The 16,888-nt window shown below is 66.4% G+C and carries 16 protein-coding genes and 1 pseudogene; 14 read left to right on the forward strand and 3 right to left on the reverse strand.

All coding sequences use genetic code 11. The annotated features are described in order from the left end of the window. Positions 1-8 precede the first annotated feature (8 nt). From HCC78_RS21265 to HCC78_RS21320, 12 genes are all read left to right on the forward strand, one after another. Entirely contained in the window at positions 9-920 is a 912-nt protein-coding gene (locus HCC78_RS21265) for a LysR family transcriptional regulator (RefSeq protein ID WP_172330808.1), read from the forward strand. 246 nt (positions 921-1,166) lie between these two features. Beyond that, complete coding sequence (locus HCC78_RS21270; RefSeq protein ID WP_172330809.1) at positions 1,167-1,325, forward strand: YqaE/Pmp3 family membrane protein; 159 nt, start codon at positions 1,167-1,169, stop codon at positions 1,323-1,325. Beyond that, entirely contained in the window at positions 1,312-1,701 is a 390-nt protein-coding gene (locus HCC78_RS21275; protein ID WP_256368313.1) for a DUF4112 domain-containing protein, read from the forward strand. The genes HCC78_RS21270 and HCC78_RS21275 overlap by 14 nt, the downstream gene beginning before the upstream one ends. Beyond that, positions 1,677-2,147, forward strand: coding sequence for a host attachment family protein (locus HCC78_RS21280; RefSeq protein WP_172330810.1), 471 nt, complete (start codon positions 1,677-1,679; stop codon positions 2,145-2,147). The genes HCC78_RS21275 and HCC78_RS21280 overlap by 25 nt, the downstream gene beginning before the upstream one ends. A gap of 142 nt (positions 2,148-2,289) precedes the next feature. After that, on the forward strand, positions 2,290-4,449 hold the full coding sequence (gene purL / locus HCC78_RS21285) for a phosphoribosylformylglycinamidine synthase subunit PurL (RefSeq protein WP_172330811.1): 2,160 nt from the start codon (positions 2,290-2,292) through the stop codon (positions 4,447-4,449). A gap of 836 nt (positions 4,450-5,285) precedes the next feature. Then, the gene (locus HCC78_RS21290; RefSeq protein ID WP_172330812.1) at positions 5,286-5,528 is read left to right on the forward strand and encodes a BolA/IbaG family iron-sulfur metabolism protein; all 243 of its coding nucleotides are present in this window, start codon (positions 5,286-5,288) and stop codon (positions 5,526-5,528) included. After that, on the forward strand, positions 5,525-5,794 hold the full coding sequence (locus HCC78_RS21295) for a hypothetical protein (protein ID WP_172330813.1): 270 nt from the start codon (positions 5,525-5,527) through the stop codon (positions 5,792-5,794). Before HCC78_RS21290 ends, HCC78_RS21295 begins: the two co-directional genes overlap by 4 nt. Before the next feature lie 21 nt (positions 5,795-5,815). After that, positions 5,816-6,181 (forward strand): Grx4 family monothiol glutaredoxin, encoded by a 366-nt coding sequence (grxD, locus tag HCC78_RS21300; protein ID WP_172330814.1) that lies wholly within the window; start codon positions 5,816-5,818, stop codon positions 6,179-6,181. A gap of 324 nt (positions 6,182-6,505) precedes the next feature. Further along, positions 6,506-7,510 (forward strand): type I glyceraldehyde-3-phosphate dehydrogenase, encoded by a 1,005-nt coding sequence (gene gap / locus HCC78_RS21305; protein WP_172330815.1) that lies wholly within the window; start codon positions 6,506-6,508, stop codon positions 7,508-7,510. A 187-nt stretch (positions 7,511-7,697) separates the two neighbouring features. Continuing rightward, entirely contained in the window at positions 7,698-8,060 is a 363-nt protein-coding gene (locus HCC78_RS21310; RefSeq protein WP_172330816.1) for a hypothetical protein, read from the forward strand. A gap of 148 nt (positions 8,061-8,208) precedes the next feature. Beyond that, complete coding sequence (gene gap, locus HCC78_RS21315) at positions 8,209-9,210, forward strand: type I glyceraldehyde-3-phosphate dehydrogenase (protein ID WP_172330817.1); 1,002 nt, start codon at positions 8,209-8,211, stop codon at positions 9,208-9,210. A 280-nt stretch (positions 9,211-9,490) separates the two neighbouring features. Then, positions 9,491-9,655, forward strand: a complete 165-nt coding sequence (locus HCC78_RS21320) for a DUF1127 domain-containing protein (protein ID WP_253949290.1) — start codon at positions 9,491-9,493, stop codon at positions 9,653-9,655. A gap of 4 nt (positions 9,656-9,659) precedes the next feature. Here the strand turns inward: HCC78_RS21320 and coaD are convergent, their stop codons facing one another. Further along, positions 9,660-10,160: a pantetheine-phosphate adenylyltransferase gene (gene coaD, locus HCC78_RS21325; protein WP_172330818.1), complete on the reverse strand. Its 501-nt coding sequence runs from the start codon at positions 10,158-10,160 to the stop codon at positions 9,660-9,662. Between the two features lie 133 nt (positions 10,161-10,293). After that, positions 10,294-10,563: an usg protein gene (locus tag HCC78_RS21330; protein ID WP_172330819.1), complete on the reverse strand. Its 270-nt coding sequence runs from the start codon at positions 10,561-10,563 to the stop codon at positions 10,294-10,296. A 189-nt stretch (positions 10,564-10,752) separates the two neighbouring features. Here HCC78_RS21330 and gyrA point away from each other — a divergent pair, with 189 nt between their 5' ends. Further along, complete coding sequence (gene gyrA / locus HCC78_RS21335) at positions 10,753-13,479, forward strand: DNA gyrase subunit A (protein WP_172330820.1); 2,727 nt, start codon at positions 10,753-10,755, stop codon at positions 13,477-13,479. A gap of 641 nt (positions 13,480-14,120) precedes the next feature. After that, positions 14,121-15,505, forward strand: a pseudogene (locus HCC78_RS21340) (transposase); the annotation flags it as partial. Between the two features lie 441 nt (positions 15,506-15,946). Here HCC78_RS21340 and HCC78_RS21345 read toward each other — a convergent pair. Then, positions 15,947-16,306, reverse strand: a complete 360-nt coding sequence (locus HCC78_RS21345; RefSeq protein WP_172330781.1) for a hypothetical protein — start codon at positions 16,304-16,306, stop codon at positions 15,947-15,949. Positions 16,307-16,888: the final 582 nt, after the last annotated feature.

The raw sequence follows: 16,888 nt of genomic DNA on the forward strand, positions 1-16,888 counted from the left end.
GCATGATCATGGACTGGGACAAGTTACGGATTTTCCACGCAGTTGCGGACGCGGGGAGCCTCACGCATGCGGGCGAGCACCTGCACCTGTCGCAATCGGCGGTCTCCCGCCAGATACGGGCGCTGGAGACATCTCTCAATACCACCCTCTTTCACCGCCATGCCCGCGGCCTGATCCTGACCGAGCAGGGGGAACTGCTTTTCGACGCGACCTCGGCGATGGTGAAGCGGCTCGATGCTGCGGCTGCGCGGATCCGCGACAGCGAGGAAGAGGTCTTCGGCGAGCTGCGCGTGACCACGACCACCGGCTTCGGCTCGCTGTGGCTGGTCCCGCGGCTGCCCGCGCTCTACAAGAAGTATCCCGACCTCAAGATCGACCTGATGCTGGAAGAGCGCGTGCTCGACCTGCCGATGCGCGAGGCCGATGTCGCGATCCGGATGAAGGAGCCCTCGCAGGCCGACCTGATTCGGAAGCGCCTGATGGCGGTGCACATGCGGCTCTATGCGACGCCGGAATACCTGGCGGAATACGGCACGCCCCAGACCCGCGCCGACATGCGCAACCACCGGCTGATCTGCCAGAACGCGACCAGCTTCCAGGTGATGGCGGGGCTGCGCATGGTGCAGGCGCTGATGGCCGAGGACATGCCGTCGCTGCTGACGGTGAACAACTATTTCGGCGTGCTGCAGGGGGTGGCGAACCATCTGGGCATCGGCGTGCTGCCGCATTACGTCGCCCATGACACCGGAAACCTCGTGCGCGTGCTGCCGGACGTCGACAGCGGAGAGGTGCCTGTATACCTCGCCTATCCCGAGGAACTGCGCCAGTCCAAGCGCATCGCCGCCTTCCGCGATTTCGTGATGGACGAGATCGCCATCTACCGGCGCAACGCCCAAATTTCTGCAGGTGCGAGCGAATAGGCCAATTTACGCGTATTTTTCGCTACTGCGGAAAATTTAATCTTGAACTAGGCAGGCCAGCCGATTAAGTGGGCTGCAGATGAAGGTTTTGGCCTTCTTCTACCTCCCTGTTGGACTTTGGCCGAGCTTTGTCTCGGCCTTTTTTTTGCCTTGCCGCCAGGTGAGCCGCCTCGGGCAGGCGGAACCGCGGAGCGCTCCGCCACGTTGTCCATCCGAACGCAGACAAATGCCAAAGGTAGGACACACATGGATTTCTTGAGGATCGTCATCGCCATCCTGCTGCCGCCCCTGGGCGTCGCGCTGCAGGTCGGGCTGAGATGGCCTTTCTGGATCAACATCCTGCTGACGCTTCTGGGCTACATTCCTGGCATCGTCCACGCGGTGTGGATCATTGCGAAGCGCTGAGACGGCAGAACGGCTGGCCCGGGCCGAGCGGATCGCCGCGCTGATGGATGCGCGGTACAGCCTCTTCGGCATCCACTTCGGCTGGGATTCGCTGATCGGGCTGCTTTTGCCCGGCATCGGCGATGCAGCCACCGCCCTGCCGTCCCTATATGTGATGTACGAGGCGCACCGCCTCGGCGCGCGCAAGCGGGTGCTGGCGCGCATGGGGCTGAATGTCGGCCTCGACACGGTGCTGGGTTCGGTCCCGCTGGCAGGGGACATCTTCGACCTCGCCTTCAAGGCGAATCGCCGGAACGTCGCCCTGCTGTCCCGGGAACTGGCCCGCGCCGAACGGAAGAAGGAGGAAAACCCATGGCCAAACGCAATTCCGGACTGAAGCCGGGCACCTGGGTGCTGATCGCAGACGGCGGAAAGGCGCTGTTCCTGCGCAACGAGGGCGACGAGCTCGACATGAACCTCGCCGTCATCTCCAAGGAGGAGCACGAGAACCCGCAGGCACAGGACTGGAAGACCGACCGTGCGGGCCGCTTCAACGACGGACCCTCGGTGCAGCGCTCGGCGGTCGAGGAAACCGACTGGCACCAGCTGGAGAAGGAGCGCTTCGCCGCCGATCTGGCGGAGATCCTCTACAAGGCGGCGCATCGCGGCCGCTATGACCGGCTGGTGATCCTGGCGAGCCGCCCGGTGCTTGCGACGCTGCGCAAGGAGCTGCACCGCGAGGTGCTGGACCGGCTGGTGCTCGACATCCCGAAAGTGGTCACGAACATCCCGCTCGACGAGGTCGAGGCGGTCGTGGCCCGCGAGATGGCGGCCATGGCCTGACATCCGGCAGGGAGGCTCCGGCCTCCCGCCCCTCCCCGGCCTGCCGATAATGCTTCATTCCGGGCGATAGATCGCGCGCAGGCCTTCAATTCCCGCATCAACATCGCTAAGGGCAGGCGCAAAGCAACCTACGGATGGTGCCATGACCGAGCCCGAGATCACCGAAGACCTGATCGCCGCCCACGGCCTGAAGCCCGACGAGTACGAACGGCTGCTGGAGATCATCGGGCGCGTCCCGACCTTCACCGAGCTCGGCATCTTCTCGGCGATGTGGAACGAGCACTGCTCCTACAAGTCCTCGAAGAAATGGCTGCGCACCCTGCCGACCACCGGCGAGCAGGTGATCTGCGGCCCCGGCGAGAATGCCGGCGTCGTCGATATCGGCGACGGACAGGCCGTGGTCTTCAAGATGGAGAGCCACAACCACCCGTCCTACATCGAGCCCTACCAGGGCGCGGCGACCGGGGTCGGCGGCATCCTGCGCGACGTCTTCACCATGGGCGCGCGGCCGATCGCGGCGATGAACGCGCTGAGCTTCGGCGAGGTCGCGCATCCCAAGACCAAGCAGCTGGTCCATGGCGTGGTCGAGGGCATCGGCGGCTACGGCAACTGCTTCGGCGTCCCCACCGTGGGCGGCGAAGTGCGCTTCCACCGCGCCTATAACGGCAACTGCCTGGTCAACGCCTTCGCGGCCGGCCTCGCCGATGCCGACAAGATCTTCTACTCCGCCGCCTCGGGCGTCGGCATGCCGGTCGTCTATCTCGGCGCCAAGACCGGCCGCGACGGCGTCGGCGGCGCGACCATGGCCTCGGCCGAGTTCGACGACACGATCGAGGAGAAGCGCCCCACCGTCCAGGTCGGCGACCCCTTCACCGAGAAGCGCCTGATGGAGGCCTGCCTCGAGCTGATGCAGACCGGCGCCGTGATCTCGATCCAGGACATGGGCGCGGCGGGCCTGACCTGCTCGGCCGTCGAAATGGGCGACAAGGGCCGCTTGGGCATCCGGCTCGACCTCGACAAGGTGCCGGTGCGCGAAGAGGCGATGACCGCCTACGAGATGATGCTGTCGGAAAGCCAGGAGCGCATGCTCATGGTGCTGAACCCCGAGAAGGAGGACGTCGCCAAGGCGGTCTTCGACAAGTGGGAGCTCGACTTCGCCATCGTCGGCGAGACCATCCCCGAGGACCGCTTCGTGATCGTCCATGGCGGCGAGATCAAGGCGGACCTGCCGCTGTCGAAGCTCTCCTCCGAAGCGCCGGAATACGACCGTCCCTGGGTCGAGACCCCGGCCGCCGCGGCTCTGGGCGATGTTCCCGCGATCGACGCGATGGAGGGCCTGAAGGTGCTGATCTCCTCGCCGAACTACGCCTCGAAATCCTGGGTCTACGAGCAGTACGACCATATGGTGATGGCCGATACGGTGCGCCGTCCGGGGCTGGGCGGCGGCGCGGTGCGCGTCCACGGCACGCGGAAGGCGCTGGTCTTCACCTCCGACGTGACCCCGCGCTACGTCAAGGCCAACCCCTATGAGGGCGGCAAGCAGGCCGTGGCCGAAGCCTACCGCAACCTGACCGCCGCCGGCGCCAAGCCGCTGGCCACGACCGACAACCTAAACTTCGGCAACCCCGAGAAGCCCGAGATCATGGGCCAGTTCGTCGGCGCGCTGAAGGGCATCGGCGAGGCCTGCTCGGCGCTCGACATGCCGATCGTCTCGGGCAACGTCTCGCTCTACAACGAGACCGACGGCCAGGGCATCCTGCCGACCCCGACCATCGGCGCGGTCGGCCTGCTGAAGAACGCGAAGAACCTGATCGGCACCGCGCCGGAAGCAGGTGACCTTGCCGTCCTGCTCGGCGCACCGGGCAGCCATCTGGGCCAGTCGGCGGTTCTCGCCGAGCTTCTCGGCCGCGAGGATGGCGATGCACCGGCCGTCGACCTGAAGGCCGAGCGCAAGCACGGCGTCTTCCTGCGCAACAACCGCAAGCTTGTCCATGGCGCCACCGACCTGGGCGATGGCGGGCTGGCGCTGGCGGCCTTCGAGATGGCGGCAGCGGGCGGCATGGGCGTCGAGCTGGAAACCGGCGATGCCGAGGAGCTCTTCGGCGAGGACCAGGCGCGCTACCTGCTGGCCTGCGGCTATGACGAGGCCGAGGAACTGCTGGTGCTGGCGGGCGGCAAGGGCATCCCTGTGGCCGTCGTCGGCAAGTTCGGCGGCGACACGGTAAGCTTCGGCGGCGCCTCCGCACCGCTCGCGGAGCTGCTGGCGATCTACCGCGGCGCCTTCGAAGGCACCGTCGGCTGAGGCCTGCGCCGGAGCGCGCCCTGAAGGGCCAGCGCTCCGGCCCCCGGAACGGTCCCCGGCGGCAGCGGCGTGGCGGCGGTCAGCACGACCGGCGCCCGGCTTCTCCAGGCACGCCGGAACTCGCCATGGCCGCCGAGAGGCTGGCGAAGCGGAATTCCTGCGCCCAGTCGCCTTACCCGTCGAAACAGGCCGGAGGCTCCGGCTTCGGATTCAAGCCGGCGGCACTGAAATCGAGGGCCTCGCCGCCGGATCTGGCGGCAAAGTCCAGCTTCGCCGCGGTTTTCGCGGTCCCGGCCGAAATCGGCTCCGCTCGTCCGCTGCACGGCAGGCATCAGCATGCCGGAGGCAGGCTCTGACGGCAGGGCCGCCAGATCGGGCTCGCTGCCTTTCGGGAGACCCATCAGCCCCCGGAAGGTCCAGCCGCCCACCACGCCGGTTCAGATCCGGGATGCCGATGCCGGACCGATCGTCCGGCGGGCTGCCCGGGCTGCGGGTCGAAGCCGAACAGCGCCAGCGGATTGTCCCCGCCGAGAGACTGGGCGGACATGCCGATGTCATGTTTGATCTCGTGTTCGTCCCCAGCGGCTCTGCCTGGCATGGCGGGTGCTGCACCGGGGAAAAGCGACGCCGCGGGCAACAGGACTCCGACAATCCGCATGAACATGACAAAATCTCCGATCGGATGGATGCCCAAACCTTGCCCCAAGGTCAATGCGGCAGCCGAGCGGATGGGCGTCCGGCAAACCCCGCCCCGGCCGGAAAGGACGGGCCGCAGTTCCATCTTGCGGGGCGGGCAGCCGGGCCTTAGATTTCGACAGACACAAAGGAAATATCCCATGCCGATGCAAGCCGAGGAAATCGAGACTCTCCTGCGCGAGACGTTTCCCAACGCACAGATTACCATCATGGACATGGCCGGCGACGGCAACCACTACGCCGCCGAGATCATCGACGAAAGCTTCCGCGGCCTGAACCGCGTGCAGCAGCAGCGCTCGGTCTATGCGGCGCTGAAAGGCAAGATGGACGGCGCCGAGGGCGAACTCCACGCGCTGGCGCTGACCACCAAGGCGCCCGAGTGAGCACGCTTCTCTGGGTCCTCGCCGGACTGGCCGCGGCCCTGGCCGCAGCCGCGCTGGCAGAGGCCTGGATCAAGCGTGGCCGCCACCGCCCGCTGGCGGAGCACCGGCCCCTGCCCGACCGGGACATCCCGGCGGAGCTGGGCATGGAAGCGACCGATATCGCCGGATACCGGAAGCTCCTGAGACAGAACGACCAGATCGGCGCGCAGCGGACGCGTCTTGGCACCTCCCGTGCTAGGATCCGCAAGAGTGACACACGCGCCTGACGCAGACCAAGGAGACGACGCATGACCACCACCGTGGAAGACCAGATCAAGGATACCGTGACCGCGAACGACGTGGTCCTGTTCATGAAGGGCACCAAGATGATGCCGCAATGCGGCTTCTCCAGCCGCGTCGCGGGCGTGCTGAACTTCATGGGCGTCGAGTTCAAGGACGTGAACGTCCTCGAGGATGACGGCATCCGCCAGGGCATCAAGGATTTCTCCGACTGGCCGACCATCCCGCAGCTCTACGTCAAGGGCGAGTTCGTCGGCGGCTGCGACATCATCACCGAGATGACCCTGTCGGGCGAGCTCGACGCGCTGTTCGAAAAGGAAGGCGTGACCTTCTCCAAGGACGCCGCAGACAAGATCCGGGCCGCCAACGGCTGACCCATTCCGCCGGGGCGGCCCCTCCCGCCCCGGCCCTCTCCGCCGCCTACGGGCGCGTGCGGAGACCTGCCCCAGAGGCAGCCCCCGGCCCCTGCTAACGCTACCGGATTCGCGGCCCGGGCCGGTTTTTCCCGCCGCCGTTGCCGCATTGCAGAACCGTTACCGCAAACGGTCGCGCTAACACGTCACGTTTACCGCTAACACATTCTATAGACAGGATTTTTCGCTTTTTTGCCACGGTACGCACGGGTATACGGAGGCCAGTTCAGCACCGGCTCGGCGCGCCTCCCACGCCTCGCAGCCCCCCCTTCAGGAGACTGTCCCATGACGATTACCGTCGGCATCAACGGTTTCGGCCGCATCGGCCGCTGCACGCTCGCCCATATCGCCGAAAGCGGGCGCAACGACGTGGAAGTGGTCAAGATCAACGCCACGGGGCCGATCGAGACCAATGCGCATCTCCTGAAATACGACTCCATCCATGGCCGCTACGGCGGCACGGTGAAGGTCGAGGGCAACACGCTGGACATGGGCCGCGGCCCGATCCAGGTCTTCTCGACCTACGAGCCGAAGGAACTGGACTGGACCGGCGTCGACATCGTGCTGGAATGCACCGGCAAGTTCAACGACGGCAAGAAGGGCATCGTCCATGTCGAGCAGGGCGCCAAGAAGGTCCTGTTCTCCGCCCCGGCCAAGAACGTCGACAAGACCATCGTCTACGGCGTGAACCACCGCAGCCTTCTGACCTCCGACACGATGGTGTCGAACGGCTCCTGCACCACCAACTGCCTCGCCCCGCTCGCCAAGGTGCTGAACGACGCCATCGGGATCGAGCGCGGCATCATGACGACGATCCACTCCTATACCGGCGACCAGCCGACGCTGGACCGCCGCCACAGCGACCTCTACCGCGCGCGCTCCGCCGCGATGGCGATGATCCCGACCTCCACCGGCGCGGCCAAGGCGCTCAAGGAGGTCCTGCCGGAGCTGGAAGGCAAGCTCGACGGGTCCTCCATCCGCGTGCCGACCCCGAACGTTTCCTGCGTCGACCTGACCTTCGAGGCCGCCCGCAACGTGACCGTGGCCGACGTCAACGAGGTCGTCCGCGAGGCCGCCGAAGGCCACATGCGCGCCGTGCTGGGCTACGATCCGGAGCCGAAGGTCTCGATCGACTTCAACCACACCACGCAGTCCTCGATCTTCGCTCCCGAGCAGACCAAGGTCGTCGGCGGCCGCACCGTCCGCGTGCTGGCCTGGTACGACAACGAATGGGGCTTCTCCTGCCGCATGGCCGACGTGGCCGCCGCGATGGGCCGCCTGCTGCACTGAACCACCGCCAGGCGCGAGCCCGGCACCTCGCGCCGACCACACACGCGAGCTCCGGCCCCGGCAGTCCTGCCGGGGCCATTTCTTTTGCCCTCCCCCGGATCGTGAAGGAACATGCGCCCCGCACGCCTGTTCCCCTGACAGGCGGTCCCTTGGACCGCTCCGTCGGAACCATAGAGGAGGATGACCGATGACCCTGCAGACACAGATCGAGCGCGGCGCCGGGCGTGCCGTCAACGCCGCGGCCGCGGCCCAGGAAGAGGCCCGCCGGAAGCTGGGCGAGACCGCCTCCCATGCCGCCAGGCGCGGCGCGGAGGCCGGCAAGACCGTTTCAGAGTCGCAGCGCGAGATGATCGGCCACATGGCCGAAGCCATGACCGGCACGATGGAGAAGCTGCGCGACGCGATGCAGGACTTCGCCGGAATGGCCCGCGAAAGCGCGCATGCCGTCACCGACGGCAGCGCCGAGGTCGGCAACGCCGCCGCAGCCGAGGCGCGCAAGGCGGCGAGCGGCCCGGCCGAAAGCCGCAGCCGGCCCAAGGCCCGGGCCTGACCGGCACGCGGGCGCGGCCCCGCCGCCGCGCCCGGCCTCCCGCCGCCGTGACGATTTAGCCTGTTAGCGCAATCATCTTGCTGTTGACCGCTGCGTCAGAAATGTTAGGGCTAACGCAACCCTGCACGCTGCTGAAAGGGAGGCAGACATGGCCATTCAGGTCGCAATCAACGGTTTTGGCCGCATCGGCCGCAACGTTCTCCGCGCTGTCATGGAAAGCGGTCGCACCGATATCGAAGTCGTGGTGATCAACGATCTCGGTCCGGTGGAGACCAACGCCCACCTGTTCCGGTACGACAGCGTCCACGGACGCTTCAAGGGCGAGGTCACGACCGGCGAGGACTGGATCGACGTCGGCCAGGGCAAGATCAAGGTGACCGCCGAGCGCGATCCGGCGAAGCTGCCCTGGGGCCATGTCGACATCGCGATGGAATGCACCGGCATCTTCACCGCCCGCGAGAAGGCCGCGCTGCACCTGGAGAACGGCTCTGCCCGCGTCCTGGTCTCCGCCCCGGCCTCCGGCGCCGACAACACCGTCGTGTTCGGCGTGAACCACGGCACGATCACCGCGGACCAGAAGGTGATCTCCAACGGCTCCTGCACGACGAACTGCCTGGCCCCGGTGACCAAGGTCCTGCATGAAGGCATCGGCATCACCCGCGGCTTCATGACGACGATCCACAGCTATACCGGCGACCAGCCGACGCTGGACACGATGCACAAGGATCTGTACCGCGCCCGCGCCGCGGCGATGAACATGATCCCGACCTCGACCGGCGCCGCCCGCGCCATCGGCCTGGTCATGCCGGAACTGGCAGGCAAGCTAGACGGCGTCGCGATCCGCGTGCCGACCCCGAACGTCTCCTGCGTCGACCTGACCTTCGAAGCTGCCCGCGACACCACCGCGGAGGAAATCAACGGACTGATCAAGGCCGCCGCCGAAGGCCCGCTGAAGGGCGTGCTCGGCTATGCCGACGGGCCGATGGTGTCCATGGATTTCAACCACGACCCGCATTCCTCGACCTTCGCGGCCGAGCAGACCAAGGTGCTCGACGGCAACATGGTGCGGATCCTCAGCTGGTACGACAACGAGTGGGGCTTCTCCAACCGCATGGTCGATACCGCGGCGGAGATCGGCAAGACGCTCTGAGCGCAGCCGCCCGTGGAAACGAACGAACCGCGCAGCCCCTGCTGCGCGGTTTTTTCTTGCGCCGCCACCGGTGCAACCCCAGGTAATTTGCCGTTGCAGCATTTCAGCCATGCTCTGGACGCAAACCTGGCCCGCAACCCACTGCACCAATGAATTTTTCTTTTACGCCGCGTTGCAGCAAACGCATGCCGGGACTGCCGGTTTGGCGGTTTTTCTCGTTAGCGCCATCACGTATCTAAGGCTCAACAGACGAACACATACTCATCCGATGGAGCCGAAAATGACGAAGATCGTGAACACCTGGAAAAGCCGTTTCGCTCAGCGCGAGCGTTTCCGCCGCACGCTGAACGAACTGAACATGCTGTCCGACCGCGAAGCCGCCGATCTGGGCCTGGCCCGCGCAGACTTCCGCCGCGTGGCGCACGAGTCGGTCTACGGCTACTGAGAGACTACCGGCGCTCGGCCATCCGGGCCATGAGCGCCTGCCGCACGGCCGGGGTGACGAATTTCGATACGTCTCCCTCGAGCCGGGCGATTTCCTTGACCAGCTTCGACGCGATCGCCTGGTGCTGCGCCTCCGCCATCAGGAAGACCGTCTCGACATCCTGGCTCAGCGCGCGGTTCATCGCGACCATCTGGAATTCGTACTCGAAATCCGCCACGGCGCGCAGGCCGCGGATAATCACCGTCGCCTCGACATCCTGGGCGCAGTGGATCAGCAGGTTCTCGAAGGGATGGACGGTGATCTTGCACCCTGTCCCCTCGGCCAGCATCTCCTTCTCCGCCTCGATCATCGCGACGCGCTCTTCCAGCGAGAAGAGCGGACCCTTGTCGCGGTTGATGGCGACGCCGATCACCAGATGATCGACCAGCTTGCAGCCGCGCTTGATGATGTCCACGTGTCCCATCGTCAGCGGGTCGAACGTGCCCGGATAAAGGCCAGTACGCATTTGGGCGGTCCCTCGTCGCCAATTGTTGGCCCGCAGACCACCTCAAATTCCGCCGGACTTCAAGATGCTTGGCCAAAGCCGCGCAACTTTGTTGCGCAGGCGTTGGCGTCCTGCAACCCTGCCCGGCCCGGCGTCAGTGGTACTTGAATTCTCCGACCACGTTGCGCCATTCGCCGGGCGCGATCATCTTGCGGTGGGTGAAGCGCACCGAATGCAGCGGGCCCTCGATCTCGCCCTGCCAGAATTCGATGAACTTGAAGAGGCGCGGATAGTCCGGCGCCAGATCGTATTCCTGCCAGACGAACGTGTTCAGGACGTTCCGGTAGTCGGGCATCCGGTAGAACACCTCCGCCGTTGTCAGCCCGTAGCCCTTGAGCATCAGTTCGGTTTCGCTTGTTGCCATTCTCGACCTCTTGCCATACACGGCTTCCATGCTGCGGGAAGACGGTTAAAGGTCAACAAAAACAATCTGTTATCACTCCATCGCACTGGATGATGACAAACGCATGACTGCGACATTGCAGCCCTGTCTGCCGGTCTGATATACCCTGTCTCGAAGCTGGACCCCTAAGTCACAAGCGAGCAGGCAGACATGAGCGACAAACCGGAACCCCCTGAAGACAAAGACGAAAATCCGGCGCCCCGCTATGACGGCCCTGCGGTTTCCATCGCCGACGAAATGAAGTCGAGCTATCTCGACTATGCGATGAGCGTCATTGTCAGCCGCGCGATCCCCGATCTGCGCGACGGCCTCAAACCTGTGCACCGGCGCATTCTTTATGCAATGTTCGAGACCGGGAACAGCCACGACAAGCCCTACCGCAAATCGGCCCGTCCGGTCGGCGACGTGATGGGGAAATACCACCCGCATGGCGACGCGGCGATCTACGACGCGCTGGTGCGGCTGGCTCAGCCCTTCTCGATGTCGCTGCCGCTGCTCGACGGCCAGGGCAACTTCGGCTCCATGGACGGCGACAGCGCCGCCGCCATGCGCTACACCGAGGTCCGGATGCAGAAGGCGGCGATGTCGCTTCTCGAGGACATCGAGAAGGAAACCGTCGACTTCCAGGACAACTACGACGGCAAGGACAGGGAACCCTCCGTCCTTCCGGCCCGCTTCCCCAACATGCTGGTCAACGGCGCGGGCGGCATCGCGGTCGGCATGGCGACGAACATCCCGCCGCACAACCTGGGCGAGGTGGTCGACGCGACCCTGGCGCTGATCGAGAACCCCGATCTCGACAGCACGGACCTGATGGAATACATCCCCGGCCCCGATTTCCCGACCGGCGGCATCATCCTCGGCCGCTCCGGCGCGCGGAAGGCCTATCTGGAAGGCCGCGGCTCGGTGATCATCCGCGCCAAGACCCGGATCGAGGAAATCCGCAAGGACCGCTACGCCATCGTCCTCGACGAGATTCCCTACCAGGTGAACAAGGCGGCGATGATCGAGAAGATCGCCGATCTGGTGCGCGAGAAGCGGATCGAGGGCATCGCCCATGTGCAAGACGAATCCGACCGCGTCGGCGTCCGCGTGGTGATCGAGCTGAAGCGCGACGCGACCCCGGACGTGGTGCTGAACCAGCTGTGGCGCTTCACCCCGATGCAGACTTCCTTCGGCTGCAACATGCTGGCGCTGAACGGCGGCCGCCCGGAACAGCTGACGCTGCGCAAGTTCCTGACCTCCTTCATCGATTTCCGCGAGGAAGTCGTGGCACGGCGCACCGCGTACGAGCTGCGCAGGGCGCGCGAGCGCAGCCACGTGCTCTGCGGCCTCGCGGTCGCGGTGTCGAACGTGGACGAGGTGGTCCATACCATCCGCGAATCCGCCGATCCCGCCCAGGCGCGCGAGAAGCTGATGACGCGCCGCTGGCCCGCGCACGAGATCGAAGGCTATATCCGCCTGATCGACGATCCGACCCACACGATGAACGACGACGGCACATACAACCTGTCGGAGACCCAGGCCCGCGCCATCCTGGAACTGCGGCTGCAGCGCCTGACCCAGCTGGGCGTCAAGGAAGTCACCGACGAGCTCGAGGAGCTTGCCCGCAAGATCCGCGAATACCTGGAGATCCTGCGCTCGCGCGATCGGATCATGGCGATCATCTCGGACGAGCTGCGCACCGTGCGCGAACTTTTCGCCGTCCCGCGCCGCACCGAAATCACTGAATGGTCCGGCGACATGGAGGACGAGGACCTCATCGAGAAGGAGGACATGGTCGTCACCATCACCCAGACCGGCTACGCCAAGCGGACGCCGCTGGCGGAGTACCGCAGCCAGAAGCGCGGCGGCAAGGGGCTCTCGGGGATGGCGATGAAGGACGAGGACGTGGTGACGACCCTCTTCGTCGCCAACACCCACACGCCCCTTCTGGTCTTCACCACCGACGGCATGGTCTACAAGCTGAAGACCTGGCGCCTGCCCCAGGGCGGCCGTTCGGCCCGCGGCAAGCCGATCGTCAACATCCTGCCGATCAACCCGGGCACGGGCGTCGCCGCGATCATGCCGGTCGACCGGCCCGAGGCGGAATGGGACGAGCTCAACATCGTCTTCGCCACCTCCGAAGGCGACGTGCGCCGCAATGCGCTCGGCGACTTCACCAACGTGATGCGCAACGGCAAGATCGCGATGGAGCTGCCCGAGGGCGTGAAGCTGGTGAACGCCCGCATCTGCTCGGAAGAAGAGGACGTGATGCTCTTCACCGATCTTGGCCGCGCGATCCGCTTCCCGGTGACCGAGGTCCGCGTGTTCAAGGGCCGCAAGTCGACCGGCGTGCGCGGCATTAAGCTGCCCGCCGATGCCAGCGTCGTCGCCATGTCGGTGATCCGCCATTTCGACGCCAGCTCGGAAGAGCGCGCCGCCTATCTCAAGATGCGCCGCGCGGTCGAGGGCATGACCGAGGAAGCCGAGAACGAGGACGAGGAGGCCGTGGCCGATGTCGCGCTGCCGCAGGAGCGCTATGCCGAGATGTCGGCGGCCGAGGACCTGATCCTGACGATCACCTCGCGCGGCTTCGGCAAGCTCAGCTCGTCGCATGACTACCCGGTGCGCGGGCGCGGCGGCCAGGGCGTCGCGGCGATGGACAAGGGCATGCGCGGCGGCCGCCTGGTGACGAGCTTCCCGGTGATGCTCGACGACCAGATCATGCTGGCGACATCGAACGGCCAGTCGATCCGCTGCCCGGTGGGCGACATCTCCTTCCGCTCCCGCGCGGCCGGCGGCGTCCGGGTGTTCAACACCGCCCAGGGCGAAGAGGTCGTCTCCGTCGCCTGGATCGCCGATCAGGGCGAAACTGACGGCGACAGCGAAGAGTGATCCCGGACGGCCCGCCGCACCCGCGGCGGGCCGTCTGCCTCCGTTCCGGCCGTCCGATGCCCTCCGCAGCGACGGTTCCGAACTCCGCGAGATGGCCGCGCAAGGCATTTTCGGCGCGCACGCTGCCGGATCAGAAGCTGCCGCGCCTTCAGTTCCGCGCCTGACGCTTGCGGTCCGACAGTATTCCTCCCGGCAAAACGCTTTGTGCCGAGCGTGACGCCTCGCAGATTGCTTCGGCATCAGCAGCGCCAGACTTGCCCCGTTGGACATATGGCTTGAGGTAGTTAGGCGGCATGAGCCGCACTTCATTTTCACACCCAGCCAGGTCTCGCGCCCATTGGACTACACTGCCGCCGGTTTCCATGCCGGTCAGCCACGGAGCCGGCCCGGTGAAGAAGGTGAGCAGGCCAGCCAGTCGCCGCGCCAGGTACAGCTAGACGCCCGCCGGCGCTTGCTCCGCGTGCCTGGACCACGTTCAGCCCGATCATGGCATTCTTCATCCCTGTCCCACCTCATCTATTGTCGAACGCTCCAAGCACCGCTTGCGACGCTCGCGTCCCGGGGCTTGGTATATCTGGGGGCCATCGGGTTTCCCGTCAGGGTCGGGTTGCCGCGCCAACCTGAGCCGGGGGATGTCCAGGATGGCCAATCCCATGATGGACCTGCGCGCGCGTGGAGACGAGCATCGGCGCCAGCCTGCTGGATGACCGGCTTCGCGGCCAAGCGGCTGATGGAATTCGAGCGCCCGTCAATAGAACCGGTCCGTTGGTTGCAGCGGGAATGAGGTCGGCGCCAGGACCCTTGCCGGCTAAGGCGGGAAGAGCGGCGAGCGGCTGGCACAGCGCAACGGCGACCGAGACCGGCAGACCCGCGTCGGAAGCGCCGCGCTTCGCGTCGCGCGCCGGCGCACGGGATCCTGTTTCCCGTCCTTCCTCGAGCTGCCGCGCTCGGCCGGGAAGGCGCTCGCTGCGGCGATCCGGGAGACATGCGTCCATGGCGTCCCGGCGCGATCCATGGACGACCCGCGAGAGGCAACGGGCGGGACCGGCATCTCGAAGAGCCAGGTCAGCCGCCCGTGCGAGGAGATCGACGAGAGGGTCGATCGAGGGCGAACGGCCCGTCGGCAAGGAAAGGCTCCCCCGGAGCCTTTCTTGCTCCGCTTCGGCTCATGGATCGATGCGACCAACCTGAAGGTGCGCCAAGGCGGCCGGATCGTGTCCGTCGCGGTCACGCTGGCCGTGGGCGCGGACAGCCTGCCCTTGAAGGCGCCATCGGTCCGGACCCGATGGCAGGCAGGCTGCCGGGCATGGCAATCGGCGCATCCGGGACGGAGCCCTTCTGGACCGGGTTCCCGCGCGATCCCGTCCGCAGCGGTCTCGGCGGCGCGAAGCTGGCGGCCGACGACGCGCACGAGGGCATCAAGACAGCGGCGGCATGCGTGCTCTCCACCACCTGGCAGCGCTGCCGCATGCCTTTCCAGCGCAATGCCCTGGCCCATGCCGGGAGGAACAGCCGACGCATTCGCCGGGGAAACGATCCCCCGGTTCCTTTCCCGGCCCGGCACATTCTCGGCCGACTTCGCCACCGCCTTCGTCCAGCCCGATCATGCGGCGGCCAGAGCGCAATGGCGCTTCGCCGCCGACCGGATGCGGCACAGCCTGCCGAAGCTCTCCACTCTGACGGAGACGGCAGAGCAGGACGCCCGGTTAGCATGGGCCCCCGCCCGTTCTTGCCTCAAGCCGACCGCGGGACGGCTTGCCGCTTAGCGGACCGGCGCGAACTCCCCGGCAGCAGTGGACCAAGCTGCGCAGCACGAGCTCGCTCGAGCGTCTCAACGGCGAGGTCAAGCGGGGCGTCGATGTCGCCGACGTTGGTCGGGGAGTCTTTCCCCCGGAAATATTTCTGATCCCCCCAACTTCCAAACGAAGCCGCGATCCGTCGCCTGGTACGCGCCATCCTGATGGAGCAGGCCGGGGAACGGACCGTTCGGAGCGGCAAGTACATGACGCTTCCGTCTTGGGCACCCGGTCGTCAATCCGGAATCTGGAAGGCAAGCCTGCCGCAATTGCCCCGCCTCGCGTTCCGCAGCGTGGCGTGTTTGTTCCGCAGCGCCGTCACGTCCGCTCCCGGTCCCCGTTCCGGTGTCATGCTCCCATCCGTGGTCAGCAAATCGGCTGGCCGCATCACGTCGATGAGATTGGTTCCCTGGCGCCCACCTGGAAAACGCGCTCGGACGGATGTGCAGCGGCAGCTGCATGTGCGGCATCGCCGGGAACCCCGTCCCAGCGGGGACTTCGTCGTGGCCGGTTCGGCCCTGCCAGGAGCTGATCCTCTCCTTCTTCCTGTATCGTTGGTCGTCTCAGGCGGCGGCCGCAACCAGATCGCGCAGCAGGCGGCAGGACGGTCCGTGGTCCCACATCCCCCGACGGGCGTAGCCGCGTCGGGTCGTCCATCGCCGAGCGCACCGTCAGCGCGATCCCGGCGCCGCCGCCGGCTGCCCGGCAGGCGATTTCCCGCAATCGCCCGGAGGGAGCATCGTCATCATCAGCCGGGAGGCGCCGCTCCATCGGGCAAGCCTGAGCACCCGGCGATCCAGCGCCAACTGCCAGTCGCTCAGCATCGCCCGGGCATCCAGGATGGCCGAGGCGGCTGTCTCCAGCGCGGAATTCCCCGCGACCGGCTCGCGGACCCGAGCCTCGCAGCGCCCCTTGCCCTTGCCGACGGGACCGAGTTTCATCCCGAAATTGCGCAGGACGCCGCGCAGCGACTGCTCGATGTCGGGTGCCGCCTTCTGGACCGCCTTGCGGGCGCTGAGCCGGGCGCGCATCTCCTGTGCGGACACCTATTTGCAGTGAACAGGCCCGAACCAGCCCAAGCGGAGCATCCGGGCAATGCCCTCGGCATCGCGGCGGCCGGTCTTCACGGGCATGGCGTTCAGGACCGCCTTGACCTGGCTCTCCATCAGGATCAGCTCGAAGCCCGCTTCGCCCTGGCCGCGATGAATCCCCTGCGACAGCGGGCCCGTCGAGCCCGACCGCCTCGACGGGCCCGGGCAGGTTCCGAACGCAGGCGAGCAGCGCCTCGGGCTCACGGTCTATCTGCGCCCGCTTCACGACCCGCCCATGTTCGTCCAGCACGCAGACTGCGGAACTGGCGACCGAAACGTCGCTGCCGATAAAGATCTCCATGCCGTCCTCCTCTGGTATGTGGAAGCGCCAGCCTATCCGGTCCTGGCCGCCGCATGACGACTGAGGTGGCTCCCAAAATCCGGACACCCTGCCAAGCTTGCCGCCAACGAGTACGAGGACTGACAGCGTGGCTGGCAAACGGAAGAACTACAGCGCGGAGTTCAAGGCGAAGGTGGCCGTGGAGGCGATCAGGGGCGAGATGACGGTCGCCGAGCTGGTGG

This window comes from Mangrovicoccus sp. HB161399, from assembly GCF_013184745.1.
Lineage (GTDB): Bacteria > Pseudomonadota > Alphaproteobacteria > Rhodobacterales > Rhodobacteraceae > Mangrovicoccus.

Excerpts from the sequence above, each read along its gene's own strand:
- HCC78_RS21265 (WP_172330808.1), top strand. The coding sequence starts at position 9 with ATGGACTGGGACAAGTTACGGATTTTCCACGCAGTTGCGGACGCGGGG.
- HCC78_RS21270 (WP_172330809.1), top strand. The coding sequence starts at position 1,167 with ATGGATTTCTTGAGGATCGTCATCGCCATCCTGCTGCCGCCCCTGGGC.
- HCC78_RS21280 (WP_172330810.1), top strand. The coding sequence starts at position 1,677 with ATGGCCAAACGCAATTCCGGACTGAAGCCGGGCACCTGGGTGCTGATC.
- purL (WP_172330811.1), top strand. The coding sequence starts at position 2,290 with ATGACCGAGCCCGAGATCACCGAAGACCTGATCGCCGCCCACGGCCTG.
- HCC78_RS21290 (WP_172330812.1), top strand. The coding sequence starts at position 5,286 with ATGCCGATGCAAGCCGAGGAAATCGAGACTCTCCTGCGCGAGACGTTT.
- grxD (WP_172330814.1), top strand. The coding sequence starts at position 5,816 with ATGACCACCACCGTGGAAGACCAGATCAAGGATACCGTGACCGCGAAC.
- gap (WP_172330815.1), top strand. The coding sequence starts at position 6,506 with ATGACGATTACCGTCGGCATCAACGGTTTCGGCCGCATCGGCCGCTGC.
- HCC78_RS21310 (WP_172330816.1), top strand. The coding sequence starts at position 7,698 with ATGACCCTGCAGACACAGATCGAGCGCGGCGCCGGGCGTGCCGTCAAC.
- gap (WP_172330817.1), top strand. The coding sequence starts at position 8,209 with ATGGCCATTCAGGTCGCAATCAACGGTTTTGGCCGCATCGGCCGCAAC.
- HCC78_RS21320 (WP_253949290.1), top strand. The coding sequence starts at position 9,491 with ATGACGAAGATCGTGAACACCTGGAAAAGCCGTTTCGCTCAGCGCGAG.
- coaD (WP_172330818.1), bottom strand. The coding sequence starts at position 10,160 with ATGCGTACTGGCCTTTATCCGGGCACGTTCGACCCGCTGACGATGGGA.
- HCC78_RS21330 (WP_172330819.1), bottom strand. The coding sequence starts at position 10,563 with ATGGCAACAAGCGAAACCGAACTGATGCTCAAGGGCTACGGGCTGACA.
- gyrA (WP_172330820.1), top strand. The coding sequence starts at position 10,753 with ATGAGCGACAAACCGGAACCCCCTGAAGACAAAGACGAAAATCCGGCG.
- HCC78_RS21345 (WP_172330781.1), bottom strand. The coding sequence starts at position 16,306 with ATGCGCGCCCGGCTCAGCGCCCGCAAGGCGGTCCAGAAGGCGGCACCC.